We start from the raw sequence: 23,148 nt of genomic DNA, 5'->3' as shown, positions 1-23,148 counted from the left end.
CCTGTGATCGGAACTCATGCCAGCGACCTGATGCAACTCAGTCGATTCAAACCCTTCTGCGCTTGGATGCATCCAAGCTGGCAAGATGATCTCCACCTGCCCTGCCATTGGACCTTCCATGTCACCCGTCGCCACCGCGGTAGCCAACGACGGTGACGACGTTCGCGCAGCGGCAGCGGGTGATCGGCGAGCGTTCCAGCGGCTTTATCACCTCCACGTGGGCCGCGTGCATGGCGCGGTCTATCGACTCGCCGGTTACGATCACGCTCGCGCGGAGGATTTGACACAGGAAGCCTTCGTTCGCGCATGGCAAAAACTTCCCGGCTTTCGCCATGAAAGCGCATTCGGCACTTGGCTGTATCGACTCGCGGTCAATGTGGCGCTGATGGATATTCGCGCCCGCGGCGCTGATCCGGTCAGCATGGTGGACGATGAACACCTGCCTGATCCAGGCCAGACGCCGTTTTGCGCCGCCGAGCGCGAAGAACTCCAACGCGCTATCGCTTTGCTGCCGCCACGCGCCCGCGCGGTGCTGGTACTGCACGATATTGAAGGCTGGCGACACGAAGAAATCGGCAACGAACTCGGCATGGCCGTTGGCACATCAAAAGCACAACTGCACCGCGCCCGCGGCCTACTACGCAAGACATTGGGATCCGCAGCTGCGGGAGAAATGACATGAACGAATTCGAATGGCGCCGGCAAATGCGCGACCTGCGTCAGCCACTCACTCCTCGCCAGGATTTGTGGAACACGATCGGCGCTGCACTGGACAATGCCGGGCCGGCAGTAACCGACAGCGCGTCGACTGCGAAGCCTCGATCGGGAAATCCACGGCGCTGGCTGATCGCCGCCGGTTTTGCAGCATCGTTGCTGCTCGCCGGCTTTGTCGGCTGGCACGCGAGGTTTGCGTCAGCGCCGACACCGATGGCCAGCACACAGCCGACCACGACAAATTGGAAACCCACTGACCCCCGCCTGACCGGCGCGGCCACACAGCTGAATGCTGCGCGCATGGAATTGCAGCAGGCAATCCAGCAAGCACCCGATTCACCAGCGCTGCAACGTTTACTCATGCGCACCGAGCGTCAACAGAACCAGCTTCGTCAGCTGGCGAGTGACGCCGGCTGATGCGCTCAGGAATGACCATGAAAACTACCCATTACTTTCCACTACTGCTGTGTTTTTGCATTGGTCAGGCCTCGGCTGAGACACCGATCAATCTGCGCCACGACGCCAGCGCCACGGCCCGCGTCAGCGTCAGCAACGTCGCCGGTACGGTGACCGTCATCGGCTGGGATCGCAATGAAGTACAGGTCAGCGGTCAACTCGGTGATGGCACCAAACCCTTGGCGATCACCGGCAGCAACAGTGACCTCTCGATCAAGGTCGAACCCCAGGGCGGCTCAGGCTGGTTGAATTGGAGCAGCGACAGCAGGATGTCACCGAGCACACTGGAGCTGCACGTGCCCAAGGCTGCTTCACTGGATATCAATGTGGTCAGCGCGCCGCTGGTCCTCGATGGGCTCGACGGTGGCAACATCGAGATCAGCAGCGTCAGCGGCAGGGCGCGCATCAGTGCGCGCACACCGTCGCTCAAAGTGGACAGCGTCAGCGGCAATATTGAACTGGCTGGCCATGCCGAAATAGCCAGTTTGCAGACGGTCAGCGGCGACATCCTTGCGCCGACCCTCGGCAACGAAGTAAAGCTGGAGACGATCTCCGGCCATATTCAGGCCAATGGCGGCCCTTGGAAAAAGCTGACTTTGAGCACCGTGTCTGGCGATGTGCAACTGGCTGGCAGCGTTGCTGCCGATGGCAATATTGGGATCGACAGCATGAGCGGCAACGTGCAGTTGCAACTGCCTTCAACCATCTCCGGCTCGCTTCACGCGAGCAGCTTCAGCGGTGATCTGCGCAGCGACTTCGGCACGCCGGAAAAACCCGAGCACGGGCCAGGCAGCAGTCTGGATGTCCATTTGGGCAACGGCAGCGGCAAGATCAACATCGAAACCTTCAGCGGCGATCTGCACATCCGCAAACAGGACTGATCGTCAGCCGCTTGGTCGCAAACACGTTTGCAGAGTGCAGAGCCTTAAATGGCACGCTTATAGGTCTGCTGGCCATAAATGGCACGATCAAAAATCCGCTTGCCATAAATGGCGCAATCACAAACTGCTTGCCATAAATGGCGTAATTAAAAATTTCGCTTGCCACAAGCGAAAATGCCATCGTGTGAGCGATGGCGTTTTCAAGTTCGGTTTCGAAAACCAGCGAACGATCAGAGATCCTGGTGGTACTGCACATAAGGCGTACGCGACTGATCCGGCTCGGGACCGACCGGCGTATTGGAAGGCGTACCGGATGACCAAAGATTCTGCGCACCGACGCTCAACTGGCCGCGCCACGGCAGACGCCACGTGACACCCAGATCGATACTGTTCCAGCGGCGGTCGGGACTGAAATTGGCGCCGGGGACGCCAAGCTGCGGCTCCATCGTGCGACCAATCAACATGCCGCTCAACGCGCCATGGTCAACGCCAAAGCTCAAGGCTTTCTGGTCCAGCGTATTGATGCCCAGCAGATTGCCCGGCAGCAAGTGGATGCGGCCAACGCTGGCACCCAAATCGATACCACTGGTATTGCCGAATGCCAATCGACCACGTGCATTGACCTGGGCACTGCTGTCAAAGCTCGACAAGCCATCAACACCCGCCGCAACGCTTGGAAGTATGCGCGGCAACGTTGGGTTGTTGTCCTGCGTGCTGTTGGCGCCGACGCTGAAGCCAAGGCTGTAGCGTCCGGCGTTATACGTGGCGCCCACTTCGCTGCCGATAACGCGGGTGGGTTGATTGACCCAGGTGTGCTGGCTGATCTCCGCGTTCGCTTGCAGATTCGGCGCCAAGCCATATTGCAGACCGGTCGACGTGACGCTGGATGCGTCAACCACGTGAAAGGACAGCAGCGAGTTGTTGCGCAGCGCATCAGCGCTGCTACCGTTATCCGCCTTGAGCGCCAGCAGATGACCATTGGCACCAAGCCAGAGCGGCACAACTACGCCGGGTCCAACTTGAGCCATCTGCGCCGGCTGCTGTGACAGCAGCTGTTCGGCAACCGCGTTATCTCCAACCGCAGACTGCCCGGCCGCAGCGAGCGGCAACAGGAACATCAGCAGTGGCAAATACAGTCGGCGCATGAGCTTGGGTAACGTCGTTTCCGGTGGATATCTTGCGAATGCAGTATACCCGAACTTTACAAATAACTAACACCCTTCAAATACAGTCAAAAGCCCCTACCAGCTCACAAAAAGCGGGCCAAGGCCCTTGAATGACCTTTGAAAGTATTGAGTTCCCCGTACGTCACAAAGCTGGCTACGAAGCCAACTTACACGATATAAGCTTACACAACAAAACGCTGTACCGATACGTCGATCACAAGACCGGCCCGGAACTATTACCTCCATGAGTGTCACGCCAACGATCCGTCAATCCCAGCCATTTCTTGTGGCGCGAGATCTTGCGTCTCTGCGTGATGCCGTCGAACGACTGTTCGAGGCGTCCGATGCGGGTGGTGTGATGGACATTGGCGAGCTGATGGTGCGCAGCCTGGGTATTCACGGACAGCTTCGCTGGCGACACAAAGATGAACAACCGGCTCCGTTGACGGCCCAGCTTGAACTCGCCGAGGATCCCCAGGGTTCACGTACACTGACCATGGAGTGGGACGGTCAGCCGTTGCTGGATGACGTGCTGGAACAATTGGCCTGGCTTGGACGACTTTCCGGCGCGCGTCTGCGCCAGTTAGCCGAAACCAGCCGGCTCTACGAGGCCATCTCGCGTCTGGCCTTGGCCGAGCGGCTGCAGCGCGCCTTGTATGCCATCGCCGAACAGGCCGGTGCCGGACACGACATGCCCGAGATGATGCGCTCGCTGCATGCCATCGTCAGCAGCCTCATGTATGCCGAAAACTTCTATATCGTGCTACACGACACCACGACTGACACCATCCGCTTCCCTTACTACATCGACACCGTCGATACCGATCCGCCGCCGCCCGATCAGGACATGCCGCTGCAGGAAATGCTGCACGGTCTGACCTGGAACCTGTTGCATGAGGGTCGGCCGATGATGGGCTCGATCGAGGAACTGGGGCAGCAGTTCGGCGAGCGCTTCGTGCTGATGGGGCCTAGCTGCGAACACTGGCTGGGCGTTCCGCTGCTGCGCGCAGGCAAGGTCGTCGGCGGCATCGTGGTGCAAAGCTATCGCACGGATACACACTACTCCCGGCATGACCTTGAGCTGCTGAGTTACGTTGCACAGCACGTGCAGACAGCGTTGGAGCGACGCGAGGCGCATCTCGAACTGGGCCGCCGGGTGACCGATCGCACTGCCGCGCTGCGCGAGGCCAATCGTGTGCTGCGCCAGCAGGTTCTGCAGCGCCAACGTGGCGAACGTCTGCAAGCTGCGCTGTTCCGCATTGCCGAGCTGGCCAATACCTCGGGCAGCCTGGAAAATTTTTACACAGCCGTGCATCAAGCGATCAGCGGTCTGCTCTACGCACGCAATTTCTATATTGCGCTGGTCGATGAGGAAACGGAGTCACTGACTTTCCCCTACTCCGTCGACGAGATTGATAACGTGCGCCCTCCGCGCATGCATGGTCGCGGTGCGACCGAATATGTCCTGCGCCACGGCACTCCTTTGCTAGCGTTTCCTGCCGACATTGATCGACTGGTAGCGACGGGCGAAATCTCACACTTCGGCGCGAGTGCCGTCTGCTGGCTTGGCGTGCCGCTGGTCTGGGGCGACAAAGTCATGGGCGTACTGGCGCTGCAAAGCTACTCGCTCGAACACAATTATCACGAACGTGATCAAGAGCTGCTTACCTTCGTCAGTTACCACATCGCCAACGCGCTGCAGCGCCGATATGCCGACTCATCACTGAAGCAGGCTTATGCGGGGCTGGAACGTCGCGTCACCGAACGTACCCGCGCGCTGGCGTTGGCAAATCGCGACCTGCGCGAACAGATCGCCGAACGCGAACGTGTCGAGCGACGGCTGAAATACGAGACGCTACACGACTCGCTGACCGGCCTGCCCAACCGTACCCTGCTGCTGCAACGGCTGGAGCAGGCCATGCAGCGTTACATCGAAAATCCGATCGAGCAGTTTGCCGTGCTGTTTATCGACCTGGACCGCTTCAAGGTCATCAACGATTCGGTGGGTCACCTGATCGGTGATGATCTGCTGTTCCAGGTCGGCGGGCGTATTCGGGCCTGCCTGAAGACCCGCGACGTAGTCGCACGGCTGGGCGGCGATGAATTTGCCGTACTGCTCGAGGGCATTGCCGACACCGGCAAGGCGATGGTGATCGCCGAACGCATCATCGTCGAGCTGCAGACGCCGTTCCGGCTTGGCACCAAGGAGATTTTCACCTCTGCCTCGATCGGTATCGCCCTGTCCAGCCCGCACTACAAGCAGCCCGAAGAGCTGCTGCGTGATGCCGACGCAGCGATGTACAACGCGAAGGATGGTGGTCGTCATCGGGCAGCGATGTTTGACGAACGGCTGCGTCGCGAGGCGCTGTCGCTGCTGGACATGGAGAGCGATCTACGCCACGCGCTCAGTCGCAACGAGTTCGTGCCGTTCTATCAGCCGATCGTGGAGCTAGCCGATGGCCGGGTTGCCGGATACGAAGCGTTGCTGCGCTGGCATCACCCCCAGCGTGGGTTGCTGTTGCCACATGATTTTCTGCTGATCGCCGAGGACTGCGGCTGCGCCGAGGCGATCGACTGGCATATCTTCGAGCAGGTCTGCAAACAAGGCATGAAGCTGATCGGTGCCGATGGCTTTATCAGCATCAATGTATCCGGTCGGCATTTTCGCTCTCCCGATCTCGATCAGAAGCTGCTCGCGTTGTTCGAGCAATATGCGGTGCCTGCACAATGCATCCGCATCGAGGTCACCGAACACGCCTTGCTGGAGAATCCCAACCAGGTGAAACAGATGCTGCAGAATCTGCGCAACCATGGCATCGGTATCGCGCTGGATGATTTCGGTACGGGCTATTCGTCGCTCAGCTATCTGCATCGGTACCCGTTCGAGACGCTGAAGATCGATCGTTCCTTTATCACCGAGCTGCCTGTCGACGATCAGGAAACCCAAGGGCTCGCGCTGGTGCGCGCGATCCAGGTGCTGGCCGACTCACTGCAGATGAAAGTGATCGCCGAAGGCATTGAGGAAGAATCCCAGCGGCAGGCGTTGATGAAAGTCGGCTGCCGCTATGGCCAGGGATTCCTCTTCGCCATGCCGCAGGCTGCGGAAACCTGGCTCGGCGCCGTCACGCCACCGCGGCGGACCTGATCCTTTCCTCAGCGACAACGCGTCGAGCCATGCACCGACGCCTTTCCGTCCCGATATTCAGACCGACTCAGCCCATGCACTATTGTGTCGTGTCTGGCGTTCCCAACACTGCACTGTCGCTGAGCAGATGCTCCGCGTCGATTCGATCGAACAGATAACGTTGCGCGCAGAACTCGCAGATCACCTCGATCTCGCCTTCGCGGGCCTCCAGCGCCGCGTCGACCTCTTCGCGCCCCAGCGAGCGCAGCATCGCCGTCACCCGTTCGCGACTGCAGCTGCAACCGAACGCCAGCGGACGCGATTCGAACAGCCGCACGGACTCCTCGTGATACAGCCGATACAGCAGCTCCGCCGGCGCCGTGGTCATTAATTCGTCAGCGCCCAGCGTGGCCGTGAGCTGGACGACACGGTTCCACGCGTCCTTGTCATCCGACGCGTCGCGGCCGCCTTCGTCGGGCACCTTCTGCAACATCAGGCCAACGGCGTAATCAGCGCTGGTGGCCAGCACGATGCGCGCGGGCAGCTGTTCGGACTGGACGAAATAATTTTCCAGCGCATCGGCCAACCCAGGATGCTGCAAGTCAACGAGCCCTTGATAGCGCTGACCACGTTCCACGTTGCCGATGGTGATCGCCATGATGGCATCTGGCAGCGCATGCAACTCCAGCGGCTCGATCAGCGGATCATTCCAGCGCGCTAGGCCACGCAGGCGACCTTCGTCGTTGCATTCAGTGAACAGCAGGCGCAATGCGCCAGTGCTTTTCAGTTCGATCGACAGCGCACCGTCCAGCTTGATGTTGCCGGTAAGCAGCGCACTGGCAGCCAGCGCCTCGCCCAGCACAGCATGCAGCGCCGGTGGATACTCCGCGCGACCCGCCACATCACGCCATGCCGGACCCAGCCGAACCAGCGCGCCGCGGATACCCGCGTGCTCGAGCAGGAAGCGATAGAGAACGTCGTCGACTGGCAGGTTTTCCAAGGCAAGAGCCCTCGTGAGATCGGAGTGTTGTGGTCTGGGCACGCATTTGCGGCAAGGCATTCAAATGGGGGCGCGGCCGGCTCGGAACAACGCCCTTATACTCGCCATACTTCCGATTGCGTGTCGCTATGTCCAACCTTTCCCGTCGCTCTCCATTGCGTCGTCTGCTACGCCTGCTGGCGATCATAGTGCTGGCATGGCTGCTCATGACGTGGCTGCTGGTGCTGGTGCTGCGCTTTGTGCCGCCATGGACATCGGCAGTGATGGTCGAACGCCAGCTTGGCGCGTGGGTGCATCGCGAGCCGAATTTCCATCTGCGCCAGCGCTGGGTACCGTGGAACCAGATCTCCCCATGGGTGCCGCTGGCCATGGTGGCGGGTGAAGATCAGAAGTTTCCCTACCATCACGGCTTCGACTTCGACTCGATTCATAGCGCCATCGACGAAGCCGATGACGGCGGGCGCTTGCGCGGCGCCAGCACGATCAGCCAGCAAACGGCGAAAAACCTTTTCCTGTGGAACGGTCGCAGTTTCGTGCGCAAAGGACTGGAGGCGTACTTCACCGTGCTGATCGAACTAACCTGGCCGAAGCAGCGCATTCTCGAGGTCTACGCCAACATCGCCGAGCTGGGTGACGGCGTTTACGGCGTGGGCGCTGCCAGCGATACGTTTTTCCACACCGCCCCTGCACGACTGAGCCCCGCGCAGGCGGCCCGACTAGCGGCCGTACTGCCAAGCCCGCGTCGTCTGCATGCCGATCAGCCCAGTGCTTACGTGATGCGTCGCGCCGGCTGGATTGAGCAGCAGATGACGCAGTTGGGCGGACCGGGCTATATCGAAGGCCATGCAACACCGCGGATGAAGCGCTGACGGTCCGCCGTCGCCGATTCGCCTGACCGGCAACACTTGGTTAGCATGGCGCATCCTTTATTCGGCGACATCTATGCCGCAACTTACCGTCGTCGTTCCCGCGTACAACGAATCGGACGTGCTGATGGTCTTCCATCGGCGCCTGAGCAAGGTATTGGATAGCCTTTCGCTGGATTGCGATGTGCTCTACGTCGATGACGGCAGCAAGGACGATACCTGGTCAATTATCGAGAAGCTGGTAGCCGACGATCCACGCACCGGCGCGATCAAACTTTCACGTAATTTCGGCAAGGAAGCCGCGATGACCGCCGGCCTCGATCACGTAACGGCCGATGCCGCCGTGGTGATCGATTCTGACCTGCAGGATCCACCGGAACTCATCCCCGCGCTGGTTGAACAATGGCGCGCCGGCTTTGACGTGGTCTATGCCACACGCAGTGCGCGGGAAGGCGAAACCGGCTTCAAGCGATTCACCGCGGCAGCCTTCTATCGGAGCATGAATCAGCTGTCCGACACCGCGATACCGCGCGATACCGGCGATTTTCGTCTGCTCTCGCGGCGCGCACTGGATGCGCTCGCTCAACTGCGCGAGCGTCAGCGTTTCATGAAAGGCTTGTTCAGCTGGATTGGCTACAGGCAAACCGCCGTGCGCTACCTGCGCGAACCTCGCCAGGCCGGCACCACGAAATGGAATTACTGGCGGCTGGCACAGCTGGCCATCGAAGGTATTACCTCGTTTTCCACGGCACCGTTGCGCCTGGCAACCTGGGTCGGTATCGCCTCAGCCGGGTTGGCTTTCGTGTATGGATTCATCGTGCTGATCAGGGCGCTGTTCTACGGCGATGCGGTACGTGGCTACCCGACCCTGATGCTGGTGATCCTGTTTCTCGGCGGCGTGCAGCTGTTGGCACTGGGCGTCATTGGCGAATATCTGGGCCGGAACTATGCGGAGAGCAAACGGCGGCCGTTGTATTTCATCGAGGAGCAGCGCCAGCCGCGCCAGTTGCATTGAGTTTTGAGGATTTTGATTGCGCGATGGACACCAAACGCCGGCCGGACAGGTCTTTACAGGATCACTACATTCTGGTAGCTGAGCGGGGGTAGACTCGACTGACTCGGCCCGCCCGGGCCTGTGGGAGACCCAAGCATGCATCAGGTCAAACATCTGCTGGAAAGCAAGGGCAACGCGATTTTCACCATTGCCCCCGAAGCGCCCGTGCTCGAAGCGATCAAGCACATGGCCGAGCACCGCGTTGGCGCGCTGCTGGTGATGCGCGATGGTCACCTGTTGGGCATCGTGTCGGAGCGCGATTACGCACGCAAAGTCATCCTGCAGGGACGATCCTCGGCGCAGACCGCCGTATCCGACATCATGAGCAGCGAACCACTGACGGTGAGTCCGGATACCGACGTGTTCGACTGCATGCGGTTATGTACCGACAGCCGCGTGCGGCACCTGCCGGTGGTGCAGGACCATGCCGTGGTCGGCGTGATCTCGATCGGCGATCTGGTCAAGGCGGTGATTGACGCGCAGGCGGAACAGATCGAACATCTGCAGCGCTATATCACGAGCTGACCCACATCGCCTGAGATCGAAACCCTTCTGCCACCGCCACGTTCGCGGTGGCAGGAATGAAGTCACTTCTGCGGCGGCTTCGGGGCTTCGATCACCCGCGGCCCATCGGGCGCCAAATCGGGAGACCAGCCCGCGCGCCGCGCCACCGCTGTTGCCAGCGCGGCGACACCGGTGCCGAGCAATGCCAGTCCCGCAACGCCAAGACCGAACGCATGCAGGCCGTTCACGGAACTGGTCACCAGCAAGTCGCCGAAACGCCATACGGCCGTCTCGACAAAATTCTTGCCCTTGTAGCGCGTCTCGAGCGGCACGCGGGTGTACAGCGAATCCACTGCCGGCTTGGTCATGCCGTAGGCAAAGCCGCGCGTCGTGACAATCAGCACCACCAGCACGGACACACCGTAGCCGAACACCGTGATGCTGCCACCACCGAGCCATGCAACGCCCGCCAACAAGACCAGGTTGACAATCGACGGCAACACCAGCCCCCAACCGGCGCCGCGGCGAATCAACAGCCAGGGCGTCAGCGTGAGCTGCAGCAGCGCGCCAAGTATATTGGTATACAGATCCAGATCGTTGTAGAACGCCGTGCGCGCTACGTTGCCGATGACATGCGCCTTCGCGTAGTCGGCGACCAACGCATAGGCCAAGGTGCCGATGCCGTCACCGAACAGCATCAGGAGCGCCATATAGCGCAAAAATGGGCGCGACCAAAGCTCGCGCACGCCAGCCCACAGCGAGCCACCCACAGCTTCTTCGCCATGGCTGCCCGGCTGCCGATCGTGCTGAGCGGAAATTCGCAGCAGCAGGATCAGTGCCAGGCCGAGCGCTACCGCTGAGACCATCAGCAATGGGGCCACGCCAATCCACTGCACCAGGAATTTGGTCACCAGTGGACCAAAGATGGCTCCGGCCATGCCGCCCAGGGCAATCAGCGAAAACACTTTTCGCGCCTGAAGACTGGAAAAGATGTCGGCCATGAAACTCCAGAACAGCGACACCACGAAGAGGTTGAACACGCTGACCCAGACAAAAAACACCACACCGAGTTCGCGCGCCCCGATGCGGTCCTGCACGACGAAAGCCGGCACGAATGCCAGCAGGCAGAGAATGAAAAAACTGTAGCTCCAGCCCAATAGTTGCCGGCGCGGAAAGCGCGCTACCAACAAACCGAATACCGGTGTCAGCAGCAGCATCACGACGAACACGGCGCCGTAGAAAAGCGGCAGCGACTGCGAGCCAACCGCACCGCTCAATTGATTCCCCACGGGCCGGACGATGTAATACGACGTCATCACGAAAAAAAACGCCAGCGCCGACAGCATTGGCGCGGAGGCCTGCGCCACAATAGGATGACCTACAACGGCATGACGAGATGAGTTCAAGAGCGTATCCACGGGGGTGCACAAAAAGACTAGCACGCACCTGCGGCGCTTCTGCCACAGCATGCGATTTTCCTGGCTAGATCCTCGGTGCTGCGAGGAGATGTCTGAATTCGCAGATACGCATCGCCAATGAGCGAATCCTGCTAGACGTGCTGCAGCTCCACTTGCGGCGGCAGTGGGCAGTGCAGGCTCGCGCAGATCACTCGCACCAGCTCAGCCTCTTCGGAGGTGACCACGCCATCAGCCTGAATCGCACTGACCAGACTCTGGATCAACATCTCCTTCGCAGTTGGCATCAATCCGTCCAGATCAGCCAGCGCTCGTTCGAACGGCGCCTGCCACGCCGCTGGCGGCATTTGCCAGTCGAGGGCCTCACCAGGGAACGCCTGCTGCATCGCCAGCAGCCACGCGCGTCGTGAGGACGTCTCCTCGGTGGCGCCGTAAGTAGCGACCACGGCACACACCAACCGCACGCTATCGCGGCAGGCCGGCAATTTTTTCTGACCATCCACCGGCGCACGTCGTGGCTGCGTGGCCTCGATCAGCTGCATGCGTAGCAGTCGAATCAGGCAGTAATCGTCCAGATCGATCCGGTCATCCATTCGGACCAGTGCTTCGAGGGTGACCAGCAAGGTCTGGCGGCGCCCATCCGGCAGCTGCTTGAGTGCTGGGAAAGCCAGTGAGACCAGCGGCATGCGCAGCGCGGGTGACAGGGTATTCACGTCGGTGGCGAGCACGGTCGCAGCATGCTGCACATCATCACCGAACGCATCGGCGATGAGTCGTTGCTGCGGCATCTGCAGCGTATTGTGCGTGGATGCTGCCAGGGCAAGCACCAGCAACAGCGCCGACTCGGGTTGCTGCGCGGCAAGTGTCAACGTGTCCGGAAGGCTTTGCCGCAAGACACCAGCGTGCTGGAAACTGCCTGCGGAAGGGCTGGGTTGCGCCGCGACAGCAGACGTACTGGCGTTGGAAACCGGCAACGGCGGCGGTGCAAAACCCAATGTAGACGGATCGTCGGTCTGGGCAGCACCGCGTGCTGCCGGCGCGTTTCGCAGCGATGTCGCCAGCCGCTCTAGCTCCGCTTCCTGAAAGCCGGGCTCCAACGCGCGAATGCGCTTCAGCAGCGGCGGGTGCGTGGCGAACAGCGCGTTGAATGCACCTGCTTCGCCGAACAGCATGTGCGCCACCTCCTGCTTGTTGGCCACCTGCAACTCGGAACCTTCGCTGAGGATCGCGATTTTTTTCAGTGCGCCGGCGATACCTTCGGTCTGCCTGGTGAACTGCACCGCCGAAGCGTCGGCCAGTGATTCACGCGAGCGCGCTACCGCAGCCTGGATCAGCCGCCCGAAAAAGTAGCCGATATAACCGACCGCAACCAGCGCCAGCCCGATCATCCAGACCTGACCACCGCCATCGCGACGATTGCTGCGGCCGCCACCGAACCAGATCACTTGGCGGCCGACGATCGCCAGCACCAGGATGCCGAACAGCAAACCCATCAGACGGATGTTGAGCCGCATGTCGCCATTCAGGACATGACTGAACTCGTGAGCGATCACGCCTTGCAACTCGTCACGACTCAGCTGATCGAGGCAGCCGCGGGTCACGCAGATCGCGGCGTCGGATGTCGAATACCCGGCGGCGAAGGCGTTGATGCCCGGTTCGTTCTCCATCAGGTAGATATCCGGCACCGGCACACCGGCGGCGATTGCCACTTCCTCGATCACATTGCGCAGCTGGCGCAGCTGTGGGTCACGGGTATCCGGTGGAACGGGAACGCCACCCACGCTTTCGGCCACGGTTTTGCCGCCACCGGACAGGCTCATGATGCGGAACAACGAACTGAACGCGATGCCGCCAATCACCACGATGGTGCTGGTGAGCAACAGCGTCACGTTCGACCTGACCGGTTCGCCGTTGACGGGCCGGTGCCCCAGGCTGATCCATACCACCGCATCGATCACCGCGACGATCGCGACGACCGCGAGCACGAACAGCACTACCAGTCGACGGCTGCTGCCGCGCACGCGCGCCTGCTGAGCAAAAAAGTCCATCGTGTCTCCTGCGGAATACCTGGCACGAAAATCTATCGTGACTCACATCACGCCGGCATCGGCTATCAGGTGAAGGAAACCTTCGGCACGTCGCGCACGGCCGGATCCTCGACCTTCAGCGGCTCGGCCGCGGCAAAGTTGAAACTGTTCGCCACAAACGAGCTGGGAAACACCTCGCGCTTGTTGTTGTAGGTCAGCACCGAATCGTTATAAGCCTGACGCGCGAAAGCGACACGATTCTCGGTGGAGGTGAGCTCTTCGGAGAGCTGCATCATCGTCTGGTTGGCCTTCAAATCCGGATACGCCTCGCTGAGCGCGAACAAACGACCCAGACTTTGGGTCAAAGCGTTTTCGCTGCCGGACAATTGCTGCATCGCAACTGGATCGCCGGGGTTGGCCTTGGCGCCAGCCAGCCCGCTCACTGCCGCATTGCGCGCCTGCACCACTGCCTCCAGCGTTCCCCGTTCATGCGCCAGGTAACCCTTGGCCGTTTCCACCAGATTCGGAATCAGGTCGTGACGCCGGGTTAACTGCACGTCAATTTGCGCGAAGGCATTCTTGTAGCCATTGCGCGATGTCACCAGTCCGTTGTAGATCGCCACGAAGTACACGACAATCAAAACGATAAGCACGAGAAAAATGATCAGCCCCATCGACATACTCCCCACTTTGTGGCGCATCCCCACGCCGGAACCACGTCAGACTACCATGCAGTTCAAGAAGTGTTTTTTGCTGATCGCGGGCGCGCTCGGAGTGGCCAGCCCCACTATTTACGCAACGCCCCCGGTCGCACCTCCGAAATCGCCAACGCCTGCTGCCACGGAACGGGCTCTGCCATCGGCACGAGTCAAGGACACTCTGGCCGACTACCAGCGCTGGCTCGATCAGCTCGCCGAACGTCATGCCGTTGCCGGCCTGGCGACGGCGGTAGTGATCGATGACAAGGTCGCTTTCGAACGCACTGTCGGCTACGCCGATGCGTCGACACAAAAGCCGATCACACCCGATACCGTATTCCGACTTGCCTCACTGTCCAAGGCCTTTGCCACCGCGCTTGCCGGTTTGCTGGTGCAGGACGGCAAGCTGAGTTGGGATACCAAGCTGGTGGACGTGCTGCCGTACTTCAAGCTCAAGGATGCACAGGCTGGCGCAACGGCGACAGTCAGCGACATTCTCGGGCAGCGTCTCGGTCTTCCGCGCAACACCTACGACAATATGCTTGAAGGCGAGATCCCCTACGAAGAACTGGTGCGCAAGCTGGACGAAGTCGACATGGCCTGCGGCGTGGGCCAGTGCTACGGCTACCAGAACGTGGCCTTCGGCATGATCGGCGACGTCGTCCTGGCGCGCACCGGCGACTTTTTCTACCGGCTGGTGGACAAGCGCATCTTCTATCCGCTGGGCATGACGACGGCGAGCTACGGCCTGGCGGCGCTGGAGTCGAGCGAGAGCTGGGCGCGTCCACATCGGCCGTCGGTCCATGGCTGGATACCGTTCGAGCCGACCGAAACCTACTACCGCGTAGCACCGGCCGCTGGCGTGAATGCCAGCCTGCGTGACATGGAAAAATGGTTGATCGCGCAGATGGGTGGGCGTCCGGACGTCCTTCCGCAATCCATGCTCGACGTGCTGCATACGCCCGGCGTCACCACCCCCACCGAACTGCGTGCCACCCCCTGGCGCAGTGCACGCCTGAAGTCGGCCGACTATGCCCTGGGCTGGCGCGTCTACAACTACGCCGGCGAAACGCTGATTTACCACGCAGGCGCGGTCGCCGGCTATCGCACAATGATCGGCTTTTTCCCGAAGTATCACGTCGGCGTCGTCACTCTGTGGAACTCGACCGGCCCGGTCCCCAGCGGGTTGATGCCCATGGTGTTCGATGGTCTACTCGGCTTGCCACACGTCGACTGGGCCGGGATCGAAGGTAACGCTGCACCGGCAGCGGCTACATCACACAAGAAAAGCAAACCTCGCACGACACGTGGACATCACTAATTCAATGACTGGCCCAGCATAAAAAACGGCGCCTATCTGCGCCGTTTTTTATTTCCACGTGCGAATCTGCTGTCAGAGATTGAACTCGATTCTCTGCTCTCGCGCACTCGGAACCGCTTCACCATTTTTCATTGCGGGAGTAAAACGATAGCGCGCCACAGCATCTATGGCGGCACGCTCGAATACATGCTTTGGCTGCGAGCTCGTTACATGAATATCGTTCGTGCGGCCGTTGGGATCAATGGTGAATGCCACTACCGCCCAGCCGCTCTGATGCGCGCGTAGAGCAATCTGCGGATAGATCGGCTCGGCACCTTTCACCAAAATAGCCTCGCTGTTTTTCCCGCTATTGCCAATCCCGGCGCTATCGCCGGCATCACCAGCTGCAGGCTTTACTGCTGCAACCTGCTGGGCGGGCTGTGGCGTTGCGCGAGCTTGACGTGCCTTCAGCTGTGCGGCTTCGGCTGCCTGAATCTTCTGCTGCTCTGCAAGTTTGTCGGCTTCGGCCTTTTCCGACGCGGCTTTCTGCGCCGCTACCTGCTGAGCCTTCTGCTGGTCCACCACCTGCTGCTGTTGCTTGTCCAGCAGCTTCCGCTGGGCATCAAGCTTGGAACGCAGAATGGTCAGCGTGAAGTTCGCTGGGTCAGCCTTGGCCAGCAGATCGATCTGTCGCTGCGACTCGTCGAAGTCGCGCGCGTTGATGACCTGCTCTGCCGACGTGGCAGCATACGGGAAGGTCTCGCGCAGTGCGTCCGACGCCACCTGATTGCTCGGCTGCTTTTGCAGCACCCTCAGATAAAATTCGAAGGCATTGTTTCCCACCGGCGCCAGATAACGCTGCTCGTTGATCGCCTTGCGCGCTTCGCCAAGCAGCTGGTTAACGTCCATTGATGCTACGTCGGCCGGCGGCGGCGTCTTGCCCGTGGATGCCAAGGCGGGTCCGGATGGGTGACCACCCGCATCTTCGAGCATCATCTCCTGATGCGGCTTGATGATCAGAAACCATGCACCGATTACCAACACGGCGAGCACGACAATGATTGCAACGACCAGAGGCTTGGCAGCCCCGCGCGCACGATGACGCTTATCGAGTAAGTTTCGGGTATCCATGGTCTCTCGCTGAGTATCGACTAGATACCCGCGCTTTTTCCCCCTGTAGGAGCGAGCAGCCCCCAGACTGATCACGGCGCGGATGTGCCAAAGGTAACCCCAATGACGCAGCACGGCAAATCGCGTGAGCTATGAGGGCGTATCGGGAGAATTGACGCGAAGGCCCGCAAGAAGATCCGTCTCCCGCAGCGCCATGCAAAACCCGCCAGAATCGAAGCAAGCAGCTGACCAGGAAGCCAAGAACTGCCGTGTCGGCGACTTTGCAAACCCCAGAAACGAAGCGTCCCGGCAAGCCGGGACGAATATTCTCGAAGTGCTCTCCCCGCGCTGGGCACCGCAGGGAGAGAAGTCTCGATTACCTAGTTTTATTGATGTACGTAGAGCGTCGCTTACTTCTTGGAGGTCTTGGTGGCTTTTACCACCTTGGCCGGTGCAGCTTTCTTGGCGGCCGGCTTCTTGGCGGCAGCCTTCTTCACAGCTTTCTTGGCTGCCGGCTTCTTGGCGGCAACTTTCTTGGCGGCCGGCTTCTTGGCGGCAACCTTTTTCACTGCAGCTTTCTTGACTGCAGTCTTCTTGACGGCAACTTTCTTTACGGTGGATTTTTTAGCAGCCTTTTTGGCGGCCGGTTTCTTTGCGGTGGTTTTCTTGGCAGTGGCCATAGTTCGTCTCAGCTCCTCATCAGTTGGCAGTGGTTGCCCAGTAAAAGCGTGCAGGAACGCTTCAACCAACAAGTCGCTGTTGGTAGCGTGCCGAAGGTTGTTCACTTGACGGTGCGTACGCAAATCGGAAAGCCGCCGCAAAACATGCAGCGGAATCGAGACAGTGATCTTGCGTACCGCGTTTGCCTTTTCACCGTGCTCGACATACGGCTTAATGAATTTTGCTGTTGCCATAACGCACATTCCCCGTGATCTGTTGCGAAAGCTATCCCTGAAGATTTCAACTGTCAATTGATTTTAACCATGAAATCAATTGACTTCACCCTTTTCGGAACCCCCTGAAATCCTGCTACAGCAACGCTTCTGCGACCATGACTGGTAAAACACATGGACTTCCAGACGTCTATATGAAAAACGCAATTAAAATATCAAATCGCCCGAAACCTTTGCAGCACAACGATTTCAAGCCATTCGATGTCTACAGCAGAATAAATGACCCGATAAAAGCGTGATGAAAACGCGCTGGTTTTCGACGAATCGCCAGGCGCCCTGGACATGAACGGGACACCACTGAAATTCCAAAAAAATATTTTTCTGGCGCCCCGAAAAATATCCTTCTTTGCGACCCACATGTCTCTCGATGGCGCCACGACGAGGCAACCATCGCGCCTCCGACTTTGTCACACCAGGCAAAAACCGAAGGCTGGTTGCCATCACGTTAGTCACTGCAATGATCGATCTATGCCGCTGCGGTATCGACGTCCACCGCACAAAAGTGTGCTGACCAGGTTCACGTTCGCCTCCCGATGTGCAACCTCATCGAGCAATTGAAATCTCAGCGAACCTGTCTCGCCACAACGATACTTTTTGTTCCGCGTGCACTTCAAAACAGCCACCTCAAAACATCAACGGCCGCAAAAGCGGCCGTTGATGTTTTGACGCGGAAGCCAATGCTTCAGTGATCTTCGTTCTCGACCAGTTCTTCGTACTCATTCGCATCGAGAAGCTCATCAAGTTCGGCACGATCGCTGGGGCGGACCAGAAAGATCCAGCCGTCGCCATAAGCGTCTTCGTTGATGGTTTCCGGCTTGTCGCTGAGCGTCTCGTTGATCTCGACGATCTCACCGGAAATCGGCGAGTAGATATCAGATGCCGCCTTCACCGACTCCACCACTGCAGCACCGGTACCGGCTTTCACGTCGGAACCAACCTCCGGCAGTTCAACGTACACCAGATCGCCAAGCTGGCTCTGGGCATGGTCGGAGATGCCCACACGAACCAGGCCGTCGTCTTCGACGCGGGCCCACTCGTGGGACTTGAGGAATTTCAGATCGCCAGGAATCTCGCTCATGATCGGGTCCAGTGGTTGGTTAAGCAGGTTGATGGGGGAATTCTAGCTGCATCCGACGCAGGGCAAAACGTACGGCAACTGAATCACGGCCCATGTGTATTTCAGATGCCTTCGCAAGGCTTGCCATCGCGCACAAATGGATACTTCACCACTCGAACCGGCACTTCTCGACCGCGGATGTCCACCCGCACGTCGCCAGGCGCACCGGCCGGAATACGGGCAAATGCCACAGCCTTGTTGAGCGTCGGCGAAAAGCTGCCGGAAAGTATCTCGCCCTCGCCATTGGCGGTGAGCACTTTCTGGCCATGACGCAACACGCCCTTGTCATCCAGCACCATGCCGACCATCACTCGTGGCACGCCAGCCGCTTTCTGCAGTTCAAGCGCTGCCCGGCCGATGAAATTGCGGCCCTCGTCCAGCGAAATGGTCCAGGCAAGGTTGGCCTCCCACGGCAAGACATCCTCGTCCATATCCTGGCCGTAGAGATTCATGCCAGCTTCCAGCCGCAACGTGTCACGTGCCCCCAGTCCCGCCGGAGCGACGCCGGCAGCGGCGAGCGCCTCCCACAACGCGACGGCATGCTCGGTTGGCACGATGATCTCGAACCCATCTTCGCCAGTGTAGCCCGTGCGCGCGATAAATAACGGCATGCCGTGCGGCCCCTGCGCCGCGGCCGATGAGAACTTGCCGAGCTTTTCAATGCGCGGGCGATCGTTTTCGTTCAGCAGACCAAACACCTTGGCGCGCGCGTTCGGACCCTGCACCGCAATCATCGCGAACTCGGGACGCTCTTTCACCTCGACTTCGAATGCCTTGGCCTGCTGCTCGAGCCAGGCGATATCCTTGACGCGAGTGGCGGCGTTAACGACCAACCGGAAGTGCGCCTCGTCAAAGAAGTACACGATCAGATCGTCGATGACGCCACCGCGTTCGTTGAGCATGCACGAGTACAGCGCCTTGCCGGTGACCTTGAGCTTGTCCACGCTGTTGGCCAGCAGGTGGCGCAAAAATTCACGGGTGCGTGCCCCCTGCAGATCGATCACCGTCATATGCGACACATCGAACATGCCAGCGTCGCGCCGCACGGCGTGGTGCTCCTCGATCTGCGAGCCGTAATTGATCGGCATGTCCCAACCGCCGAAGTCGACCATGCGCGCGCCGAGCGAACGATGGGTGGCATTGAGTACGGTCTTGTCGGTCATTGCGGTGTCGCCTGCAGGAAAGTCGCCCATTATCGTCGCCGGGTCGGAGCAATCCAAGCGACAGCGTGCCACGGCCTTTGCTGGCTTCACTCATACGCGGGATTCAGTCGGGCGCCTGACCCACCCATCGAAAGGTAAGGTTGATCCGCTCGGTGCTTACCGTGCGGGTCTTGGGCACCTCGTGGCGATAAAGGCGCTGTGTATCGCCAGCCATGCGCAGCAGGCTACCGTGCGACAACGGCAGACTCAGCGTGTCGCCTGGCTCCGCCTGCACACCTCGCGGAAACTTGCGGCGCAGGCGTAAGGACCGGGTAACACCCAGGCTCAATGAGGCGATCACCGGTTGCTCACCCAGCTCAGGCTCGTCATCGCTATGCCAGCCCATCGAGTCGCGGCCATCACGATAGAGGTTGGCCAGCACACTATTGAAGGACGCTCGGCAATCCGCCTCGATATGACGACGCAACGCCATCACAGACGCAGGCCACGGCCGTGGCTCGAAGCGCGTTCGCGAATAGGTGTAACCGGTGCCCGCATCACCGATCCAGCAACTCAGCCGTGGCGAAGCGACCTCGCGACCGAACAGTTTGATGTAGTGCATTTCCCACGGAACGGTCGCCAGCAAATCGGCCTGCAACACGTCCGCTTCATGCGGCAGCAGCCACGAAGGCCACAGCTTGACGTCAGCACCCGGCAGATCGATCCGTTGCCAGGATGATCTCAAGATATCTGTCACGGCAGGCGAATGGCTGTCATTGGGCAGACTCTTCCGTATCGCCGTCGACCACATCATGAGGCGCTGCAATGCCGGCCAGTAGCCGTTCGGTCAATTGCTCGGCCAGATGCTCGGCATGTTGACCTGATGAGTGCAGATGCACATCCGGGGATTCTGGTCGTTCGTAGGGAGCATCGATACCGGTGAAGTTACGGATCAGGCCAGCGCGTGCCTTCTGGTAAAGACCTTTTGCATCACGGCGCTCACACTCCTCCAGCGGCGTGTCCACAAAAACCTCCATGAACTCACCTTCGGCAAACAACTCCCGCGCCGAACGCCGCTCGCTGCGATAGGGCGAGATGACGCTGACCAGCACGATCAGGCCGGCGTCCACCATCAGGTGAGCCACCTCCGCGATACGGCGGATGTTCTCGACCCGGTCCTCGGGCGTGAAACCCAGATCCTTGTTGATGCCGTGGCGTACGTTGTCGCCGTCCAGCAGATATGTGTGATATCCCAGAACGTGCAGGCGTCGTTCAACCAGATTCGCAATGGTCGATTTGCCGGCACCGGAAAGACCGGTGAACCAGAGGCACAACGGGTGCTGCCCCTTGCTGCGGCCCCGCACTACCTTGTCGATATCGACATGCTGCCATTGCACGTTGGATGAACGGCCCAGCGCATAGTCCAACATGCCGCAGGCCACCGTGGCATTGCTCTGACGGTCGATCAGGATGAATCCACCGAGCGTCGGGTTGGTCGCAAAGGATTCGAAGGCGATCGCGCCATCCATCCCCATCGTGCAGTAGCCGACCTCGTTGAGCTCCAGATGACGCGCTGCAAGTTTCGCCTGCGTGTTGACATCCACTTTGTGCTTGATCGACATCACACGGGCATTGACCTCGCGTGTGCCGATCTTCAGCACATACGTGCGATTGGGCAGCAGAACGGCATCGCCCATCCACAACAGATGGCAGTTGAACTGATCGGCGACAGGCGCCGGGCGCAGCGCGGCGGCGATGACGTCACCACGGCTGGCATCTAACTCGCGGTCCAGACAGAGCGTGACGGCCTGACCGCTGGATGCACTCAGCAGATCGCCGCTGGCTGTGACAATGCGTTCAATACGTGCGCGCTGCACGCCGGGCTGCACTATCACCTCGTCACCACAGGTCACACGACCGCCGCAGATAGTACCGGCATAGCCGCGAAATGATTGGTCAGGTCGACTTACCCACTGCACCGGCATGCGGAAATCGTCGGCCTGCGCGATCGTTGCATCCGTCGACTCGAGCAACTCAAGAAGACACGGGCCGTCATACCAAGTCATGCAGGAAGACCGCGTGCCAACGTTTTCGCCCGTTGGCGCGACCACCGGCAAGCACTGCACACGAGCGATGCCGAGATCCTTTGCCAGCATGCAGTATTCGTCCGCGATCGCATCGTAGACCGCCTGGTCGTAACCGACCAGATCCATCTTGTTGACCGCCAGCACCACCTGTCTGATACCTAGTAACCCGCATATATAGGTATGCCGGCGCGTTTGCGTCAGCAAACCTTTGCGCGCATCTACCAGCACTACTGCCAGCTCCGCGTTGGAGGCGCCAGTCGCCATGTTGCGCGTGTACTGCTCATGACCGGGACAGTCGGCCACAATGAAGCTGCGCCGCGCGGTATGAAAATAACGGTATGCCACGTCGATGGTGATGCCCTGCTGACGTTCCGCATCCAGGCCGTCGGTGAGCAGAGAGAAGTCGAGCTTGTCGCCCAGCTCCGCGTGCAGCTTGCGGCTGTCGCGCGTCAATACGGCCAGTTGATCCTCCGGCACCATGCCTGCGTCGTAGAGCAGGCGGCCAAGTAGCGTGCTTTTGCCATCGTCCACGCTACCGCAGGTAATGAAACGGAGCAGTTGCTTGGCAGCCGCGGCTGGTATCTCAGTTGGCGTAACGGTTCCCGTCGCCATCAGAAATAGCCCTCCTGCTTCTTTCGCTCCATGGATGCGGAAGGATCCTGGTCAATCACCCGCCCTTGTCGCTCCGAGCTGCGCGAACGCGCCATCTCGTCAATGATTTCAGCCAACGTCGACGCCGACGATTCCACCGCGCCAGTCAGCGGATAACAGCCCAGCGTGCGGAAACGCACCTCACGCATCTGCACGGTTTCGTCTGGCTGCAAAAGGAAGCGATCATCATCGGTCATGATCAATGCACCATCACGTTCGACCACCGGCCTCGGCTTGGCGAAGTACAGCGGCACTACTGGGATGTTCTCGCGCTGGATATAAAGCCACACATCCATCTCGGTCCAGTTCGACAGCGGAAATACGCGCACGCTTTCGCCTTTGCGGATGTGCGTGTTGTAGGTATGCCAGAACTCCGGTCGCTGGCTTTTCGGATCCCAGCGGTGCTGCGCATTGCGGAAGGAAAAGATGCGCTCCTTCGCACGCGACTTTTCCTCGTCGCGCCGGGCGCCGCCGATCGCGGCATCGAAACGATATTTATCCAGTGCCTGTTTCAGTGCCAACGTCTTCATCACATCGGTGTGCACCGTAGCGCCATGCGTTTGCGGTGATATGCCCTGGCGCACACCCTCTTCATTGATATGCACCAGCATTTCGACATCGCCTGCCGCGGCCACTTCGTCGCGGAACGCGATCATCTCGCGGAATTTCCAGGTGGTATCCACATGCAGCAAGGGCATCGGCGGTCGCGCCGGAAAAAAGGCCTTGCGCAGCAGGTGCAGGAGTACCGAGGAATCCTTGCCGATGGAATACAGCATCACAGGATGCTGGAAGCTCGCCGCCACCTCGCGAAAGATATGGATGCTCTCCGCCTCCAGGTCATCGAGATGGGAGTGCCGCTGCGGGGATTGAGTTGTCATGGCCA

The 23,148-nt window shown here is 59.9% G+C and carries 21 protein-coding genes; 8 read left to right on the top strand and 13 right to left on the bottom strand.

Annotation, left to right across the window (positions count from 1 at the left end):
* The first annotated feature begins 118 nt into the window (after window positions 1-118).
* Genes HDE79_RS10640 through HDE79_RS10630 form a run of 3 tightly spaced genes read left to right on the top strand, consistent with a single transcriptional unit; the run spans window position 119 to window position 2,051 of the window.
* A complete protein-coding gene (locus tag HDE79_RS10640) occupies window positions 119-682 on the top strand; it encodes a sigma-70 family RNA polymerase sigma factor (RefSeq protein ID WP_184601939.1) in 564 nt (187 codons plus the stop codon).
* Window positions 679-1,131: a hypothetical protein gene (locus HDE79_RS10635; protein WP_184601938.1), complete on the top strand. Its 453-nt coding sequence runs from the start codon at window positions 679-681 to the stop codon at window positions 1,129-1,131. The genes HDE79_RS10640 and HDE79_RS10635 overlap by 4 nt, the downstream gene beginning before the upstream one ends.
* Window positions 1,132-1,148: 17 nt before the next feature.
* On the top strand, window positions 1,149-2,051 hold the full coding sequence (locus tag HDE79_RS10630) for a DUF4097 family beta strand repeat-containing protein (RefSeq protein WP_184601937.1): 903 nt from the start codon (window positions 1,149-1,151) through the stop codon (window positions 2,049-2,051).
* Here HDE79_RS10630 and HDE79_RS10625 read toward each other — a convergent pair.
* Both HDE79_RS10625 and HDE79_RS10620 read right to left on the bottom strand, forming a co-directional pair.
* On the bottom strand, window positions 2,017-2,307 hold the full coding sequence (locus HDE79_RS10625) for a hypothetical protein (RefSeq protein WP_184601936.1): 291 nt from the start codon (window positions 2,305-2,307) through the stop codon (window positions 2,017-2,019). The two genes, HDE79_RS10630 and HDE79_RS10625, sit on opposite strands and share 35 nt — an antisense overlap.
* On the bottom strand, window positions 2,282-3,196 hold the full coding sequence (locus HDE79_RS10620; RefSeq protein ID WP_184601935.1) for a hypothetical protein: 915 nt from the start codon (window positions 3,194-3,196) through the stop codon (window positions 2,282-2,284). Before HDE79_RS10620 ends, HDE79_RS10625 begins: the two co-directional genes overlap by 26 nt.
* A gap of 265 nt (window positions 3,197-3,461) precedes the next feature.
* Here HDE79_RS10620 and HDE79_RS10615 point away from each other — a divergent pair, with 265 nt between their 5' ends.
* Complete coding sequence (locus HDE79_RS10615; protein WP_184601934.1) at window positions 3,462-6,362, top strand: EAL domain-containing protein; 2,901 nt, start codon at window positions 3,462-3,464, stop codon at window positions 6,360-6,362.
* Window positions 6,363-6,441: 79 nt separating this feature from the next.
* Here the strand turns inward: HDE79_RS10615 and HDE79_RS10610 are convergent, their stop codons facing one another.
* Window positions 6,442-7,341, bottom strand: coding sequence for an Hsp33 family molecular chaperone HslO (locus HDE79_RS10610; RefSeq protein WP_184601933.1), 900 nt, complete (start codon window positions 7,339-7,341; stop codon window positions 6,442-6,444).
* Window positions 7,342-7,469: 128 nt separating this feature from the next.
* On the opposite strand from HDE79_RS10610, the gene mtgA reads away from it, so the two are divergent.
* The 3 genes from mtgA (at window position 7,470) to HDE79_RS10595 (ending at window position 9,786) form a co-directional block, all read left to right on the top strand.
* On the top strand, window positions 7,470-8,210 hold the full coding sequence (mtgA, locus tag HDE79_RS10605; protein WP_184601932.1) for a monofunctional biosynthetic peptidoglycan transglycosylase: 741 nt from the start codon (window positions 7,470-7,472) through the stop codon (window positions 8,208-8,210).
* A gap of 73 nt (window positions 8,211-8,283) precedes the next feature.
* Window positions 8,284-9,222, top strand: a complete 939-nt coding sequence (locus tag HDE79_RS10600; RefSeq protein ID WP_184601931.1) for a glycosyltransferase family 2 protein — start codon at window positions 8,284-8,286, stop codon at window positions 9,220-9,222.
* Window positions 9,223-9,357: 135 nt separating this feature from the next.
* Window positions 9,358-9,786 carry a CBS domain-containing protein gene (locus HDE79_RS10595; protein ID WP_184601930.1) on the top strand — a complete coding sequence of 143 codons (429 nt, stop codon included), beginning with the start codon at window positions 9,358-9,360 and terminating at the stop codon, window positions 9,784-9,786.
* A 62-nt stretch (window positions 9,787-9,848) separates the two neighbouring features.
* Here HDE79_RS10595 and HDE79_RS10590 read toward each other — a convergent pair whose 3' ends face one another.
* From HDE79_RS10590 to HDE79_RS10580, 3 genes are all read right to left on the bottom strand, one after another.
* Entirely contained in the window at window positions 9,849-11,111 is a 1,263-nt protein-coding gene (locus HDE79_RS10590) for an MFS transporter (RefSeq protein WP_184602121.1), read from the bottom strand.
* Between the two features lie 203 nt (window positions 11,112-11,314).
* Window positions 11,315-13,228, bottom strand: coding sequence for a M48 family metallopeptidase (locus HDE79_RS10585; RefSeq protein ID WP_184601929.1), 1,914 nt, complete (start codon window positions 13,226-13,228; stop codon window positions 11,315-11,317).
* A 65-nt stretch (window positions 13,229-13,293) separates the two neighbouring features.
* On the bottom strand, window positions 13,294-13,881 hold the full coding sequence (locus HDE79_RS10580; protein WP_184601928.1) for a LemA family protein: 588 nt from the start codon (window positions 13,879-13,881) through the stop codon (window positions 13,294-13,296).
* 55 nt (window positions 13,882-13,936) lie between these two features.
* Between HDE79_RS10580 and HDE79_RS10575 the strand changes: the two genes are divergently transcribed.
* Entirely contained in the window at window positions 13,937-15,226 is a 1,290-nt protein-coding gene (locus HDE79_RS10575) for a serine hydrolase domain-containing protein (RefSeq protein ID WP_184602120.1), read from the top strand.
* 72 nt (window positions 15,227-15,298) lie between these two features.
* On the opposite strand, the gene HDE79_RS10570 is transcribed toward HDE79_RS10575, so the two are convergent.
* From HDE79_RS10570 to cysD, 7 genes are all read right to left on the bottom strand, one after another.
* Entirely contained in the window at window positions 15,299-16,336 is a 1,038-nt protein-coding gene (locus tag HDE79_RS10570) for an energy transducer TonB (RefSeq protein WP_184601927.1), read from the bottom strand.
* 389 nt (window positions 16,337-16,725) lie between these two features.
* Complete coding sequence (gene metJ, locus HDE79_RS10565; protein WP_184601926.1) at window positions 16,726-17,229, bottom strand: met regulon transcriptional regulator MetJ; 504 nt, start codon at window positions 17,227-17,229, stop codon at window positions 16,726-16,728.
* A gap of 721 nt (window positions 17,230-17,950) precedes the next feature.
* The gene (gcvH, locus tag HDE79_RS10560) at window positions 17,951-18,346 is read right to left on the bottom strand and encodes a glycine cleavage system protein GcvH (RefSeq protein ID WP_184601925.1); all 396 of its coding nucleotides are present in this window, start codon (window positions 18,344-18,346) and stop codon (window positions 17,951-17,953) included.
* A gap of 101 nt (window positions 18,347-18,447) precedes the next feature.
* Complete coding sequence (gcvT, locus tag HDE79_RS10555; protein WP_184601924.1) at window positions 18,448-19,548, bottom strand: glycine cleavage system aminomethyltransferase GcvT; 1,101 nt, start codon at window positions 19,546-19,548, stop codon at window positions 18,448-18,450.
* A 103-nt stretch (window positions 19,549-19,651) separates the two neighbouring features.
* Complete coding sequence (locus HDE79_RS10550; protein ID WP_343205953.1) at window positions 19,652-20,275, bottom strand: alpha-ketoglutarate-dependent dioxygenase AlkB; 624 nt, start codon at window positions 20,273-20,275, stop codon at window positions 19,652-19,654.
* 25 nt (window positions 20,276-20,300) lie between these two features.
* Entirely contained in the window at window positions 20,301-22,226 is a 1,926-nt protein-coding gene (cysC, locus tag HDE79_RS10545) for an adenylyl-sulfate kinase (RefSeq protein ID WP_184601923.1), read from the bottom strand.
* Entirely contained in the window at window positions 22,226-23,143 is a 918-nt protein-coding gene (gene cysD, locus HDE79_RS10540) for a sulfate adenylyltransferase subunit CysD (RefSeq protein WP_184601922.1), read from the bottom strand. The genes cysC and cysD overlap by 1 nt, the downstream gene beginning before the upstream one ends.
* Between the last annotated feature and the right edge of the window lie 5 nt (window positions 23,144-23,148).

The organism is Rhodanobacter sp. MP1X3 (assembly GCF_014207165.1).
Lineage (GTDB): Bacteria > Pseudomonadota > Gammaproteobacteria > Xanthomonadales > Rhodanobacteraceae > Rhodanobacter.
The sequence above is the reverse complement of the archived record's forward strand: the minus strand, read 5'-3'. Positions and strand labels throughout refer to the sequence as shown.

Coding starts and splice junctions, on each gene's coding strand:
- HDE79_RS10640 (WP_184601939.1), top strand. CDS start 119: ATGTCACCCGTCGCCACCGCGGTAGCCAACGACGGTGACGACGTTCGC.
- HDE79_RS10635 (WP_184601938.1), top strand. CDS start 679: ATGAACGAATTCGAATGGCGCCGGCAAATGCGCGACCTGCGTCAGCCA.
- HDE79_RS10630 (WP_184601937.1), top strand. CDS start 1,149: ATGAAAACTACCCATTACTTTCCACTACTGCTGTGTTTTTGCATTGGT.
- HDE79_RS10625 (WP_184601936.1), bottom strand. CDS start 2,307: ATGTGCAGTACCACCAGGATCTCTGATCGTTCGCTGGTTTTCGAAACC.
- HDE79_RS10620 (WP_184601935.1), bottom strand. CDS start 3,196: ATGCGCCGACTGTATTTGCCACTGCTGATGTTCCTGTTGCCGCTCGCT.
- HDE79_RS10615 (WP_184601934.1), top strand. CDS start 3,462: ATGAGTGTCACGCCAACGATCCGTCAATCCCAGCCATTTCTTGTGGCG.
- mtgA (WP_184601932.1), top strand. CDS start 7,470: ATGTCCAACCTTTCCCGTCGCTCTCCATTGCGTCGTCTGCTACGCCTG.
- HDE79_RS10600 (WP_184601931.1), top strand. CDS start 8,284: ATGCCGCAACTTACCGTCGTCGTTCCCGCGTACAACGAATCGGACGTG.
- HDE79_RS10595 (WP_184601930.1), top strand. CDS start 9,358: ATGCATCAGGTCAAACATCTGCTGGAAAGCAAGGGCAACGCGATTTTC.
- HDE79_RS10590 (WP_184602121.1), bottom strand. CDS start 11,111: ATGCTGTCGGCGCTGGCGTTTTTTTTCGTGATGACGTCGTATTACATC.
- HDE79_RS10585 (WP_184601929.1), bottom strand. CDS start 13,228: ATGGACTTTTTTGCTCAGCAGGCGCGCGTGCGCGGCAGCAGCCGTCGA.
- HDE79_RS10580 (WP_184601928.1), bottom strand. CDS start 13,881: ATGGGGCTGATCATTTTTCTCGTGCTTATCGTTTTGATTGTCGTGTAC.
- HDE79_RS10575 (WP_184602120.1), top strand. CDS start 13,937: ATGCAGTTCAAGAAGTGTTTTTTGCTGATCGCGGGCGCGCTCGGAGTG.
- HDE79_RS10570 (WP_184601927.1), bottom strand. CDS start 16,336: ATGGATACCCGAAACTTACTCGATAAGCGTCATCGTGCGCGCGGGGCT.
- metJ (WP_184601926.1), bottom strand. CDS start 17,229: ATGGCAACAGCAAAATTCATTAAGCCGTATGTCGAGCACGGTGAAAAG.
- gcvH (WP_184601925.1), bottom strand. CDS start 18,346: ATGAGCGAGATTCCTGGCGATCTGAAATTCCTCAAGTCCCACGAGTGG.
- gcvT (WP_184601924.1), bottom strand. CDS start 19,548: ATGACCGACAAGACCGTACTCAATGCCACCCATCGTTCGCTCGGCGCG.
- cysC (WP_184601923.1), bottom strand. CDS start 22,226: ATGGCGACGGGAACCGTTACGCCAACTGAGATACCAGCCGCGGCTGCC.
- cysD (WP_184601922.1), bottom strand. CDS start 23,143: ATGACAACTCAATCCCCGCAGCGGCACTCCCATCTCGATGACCTGGAG.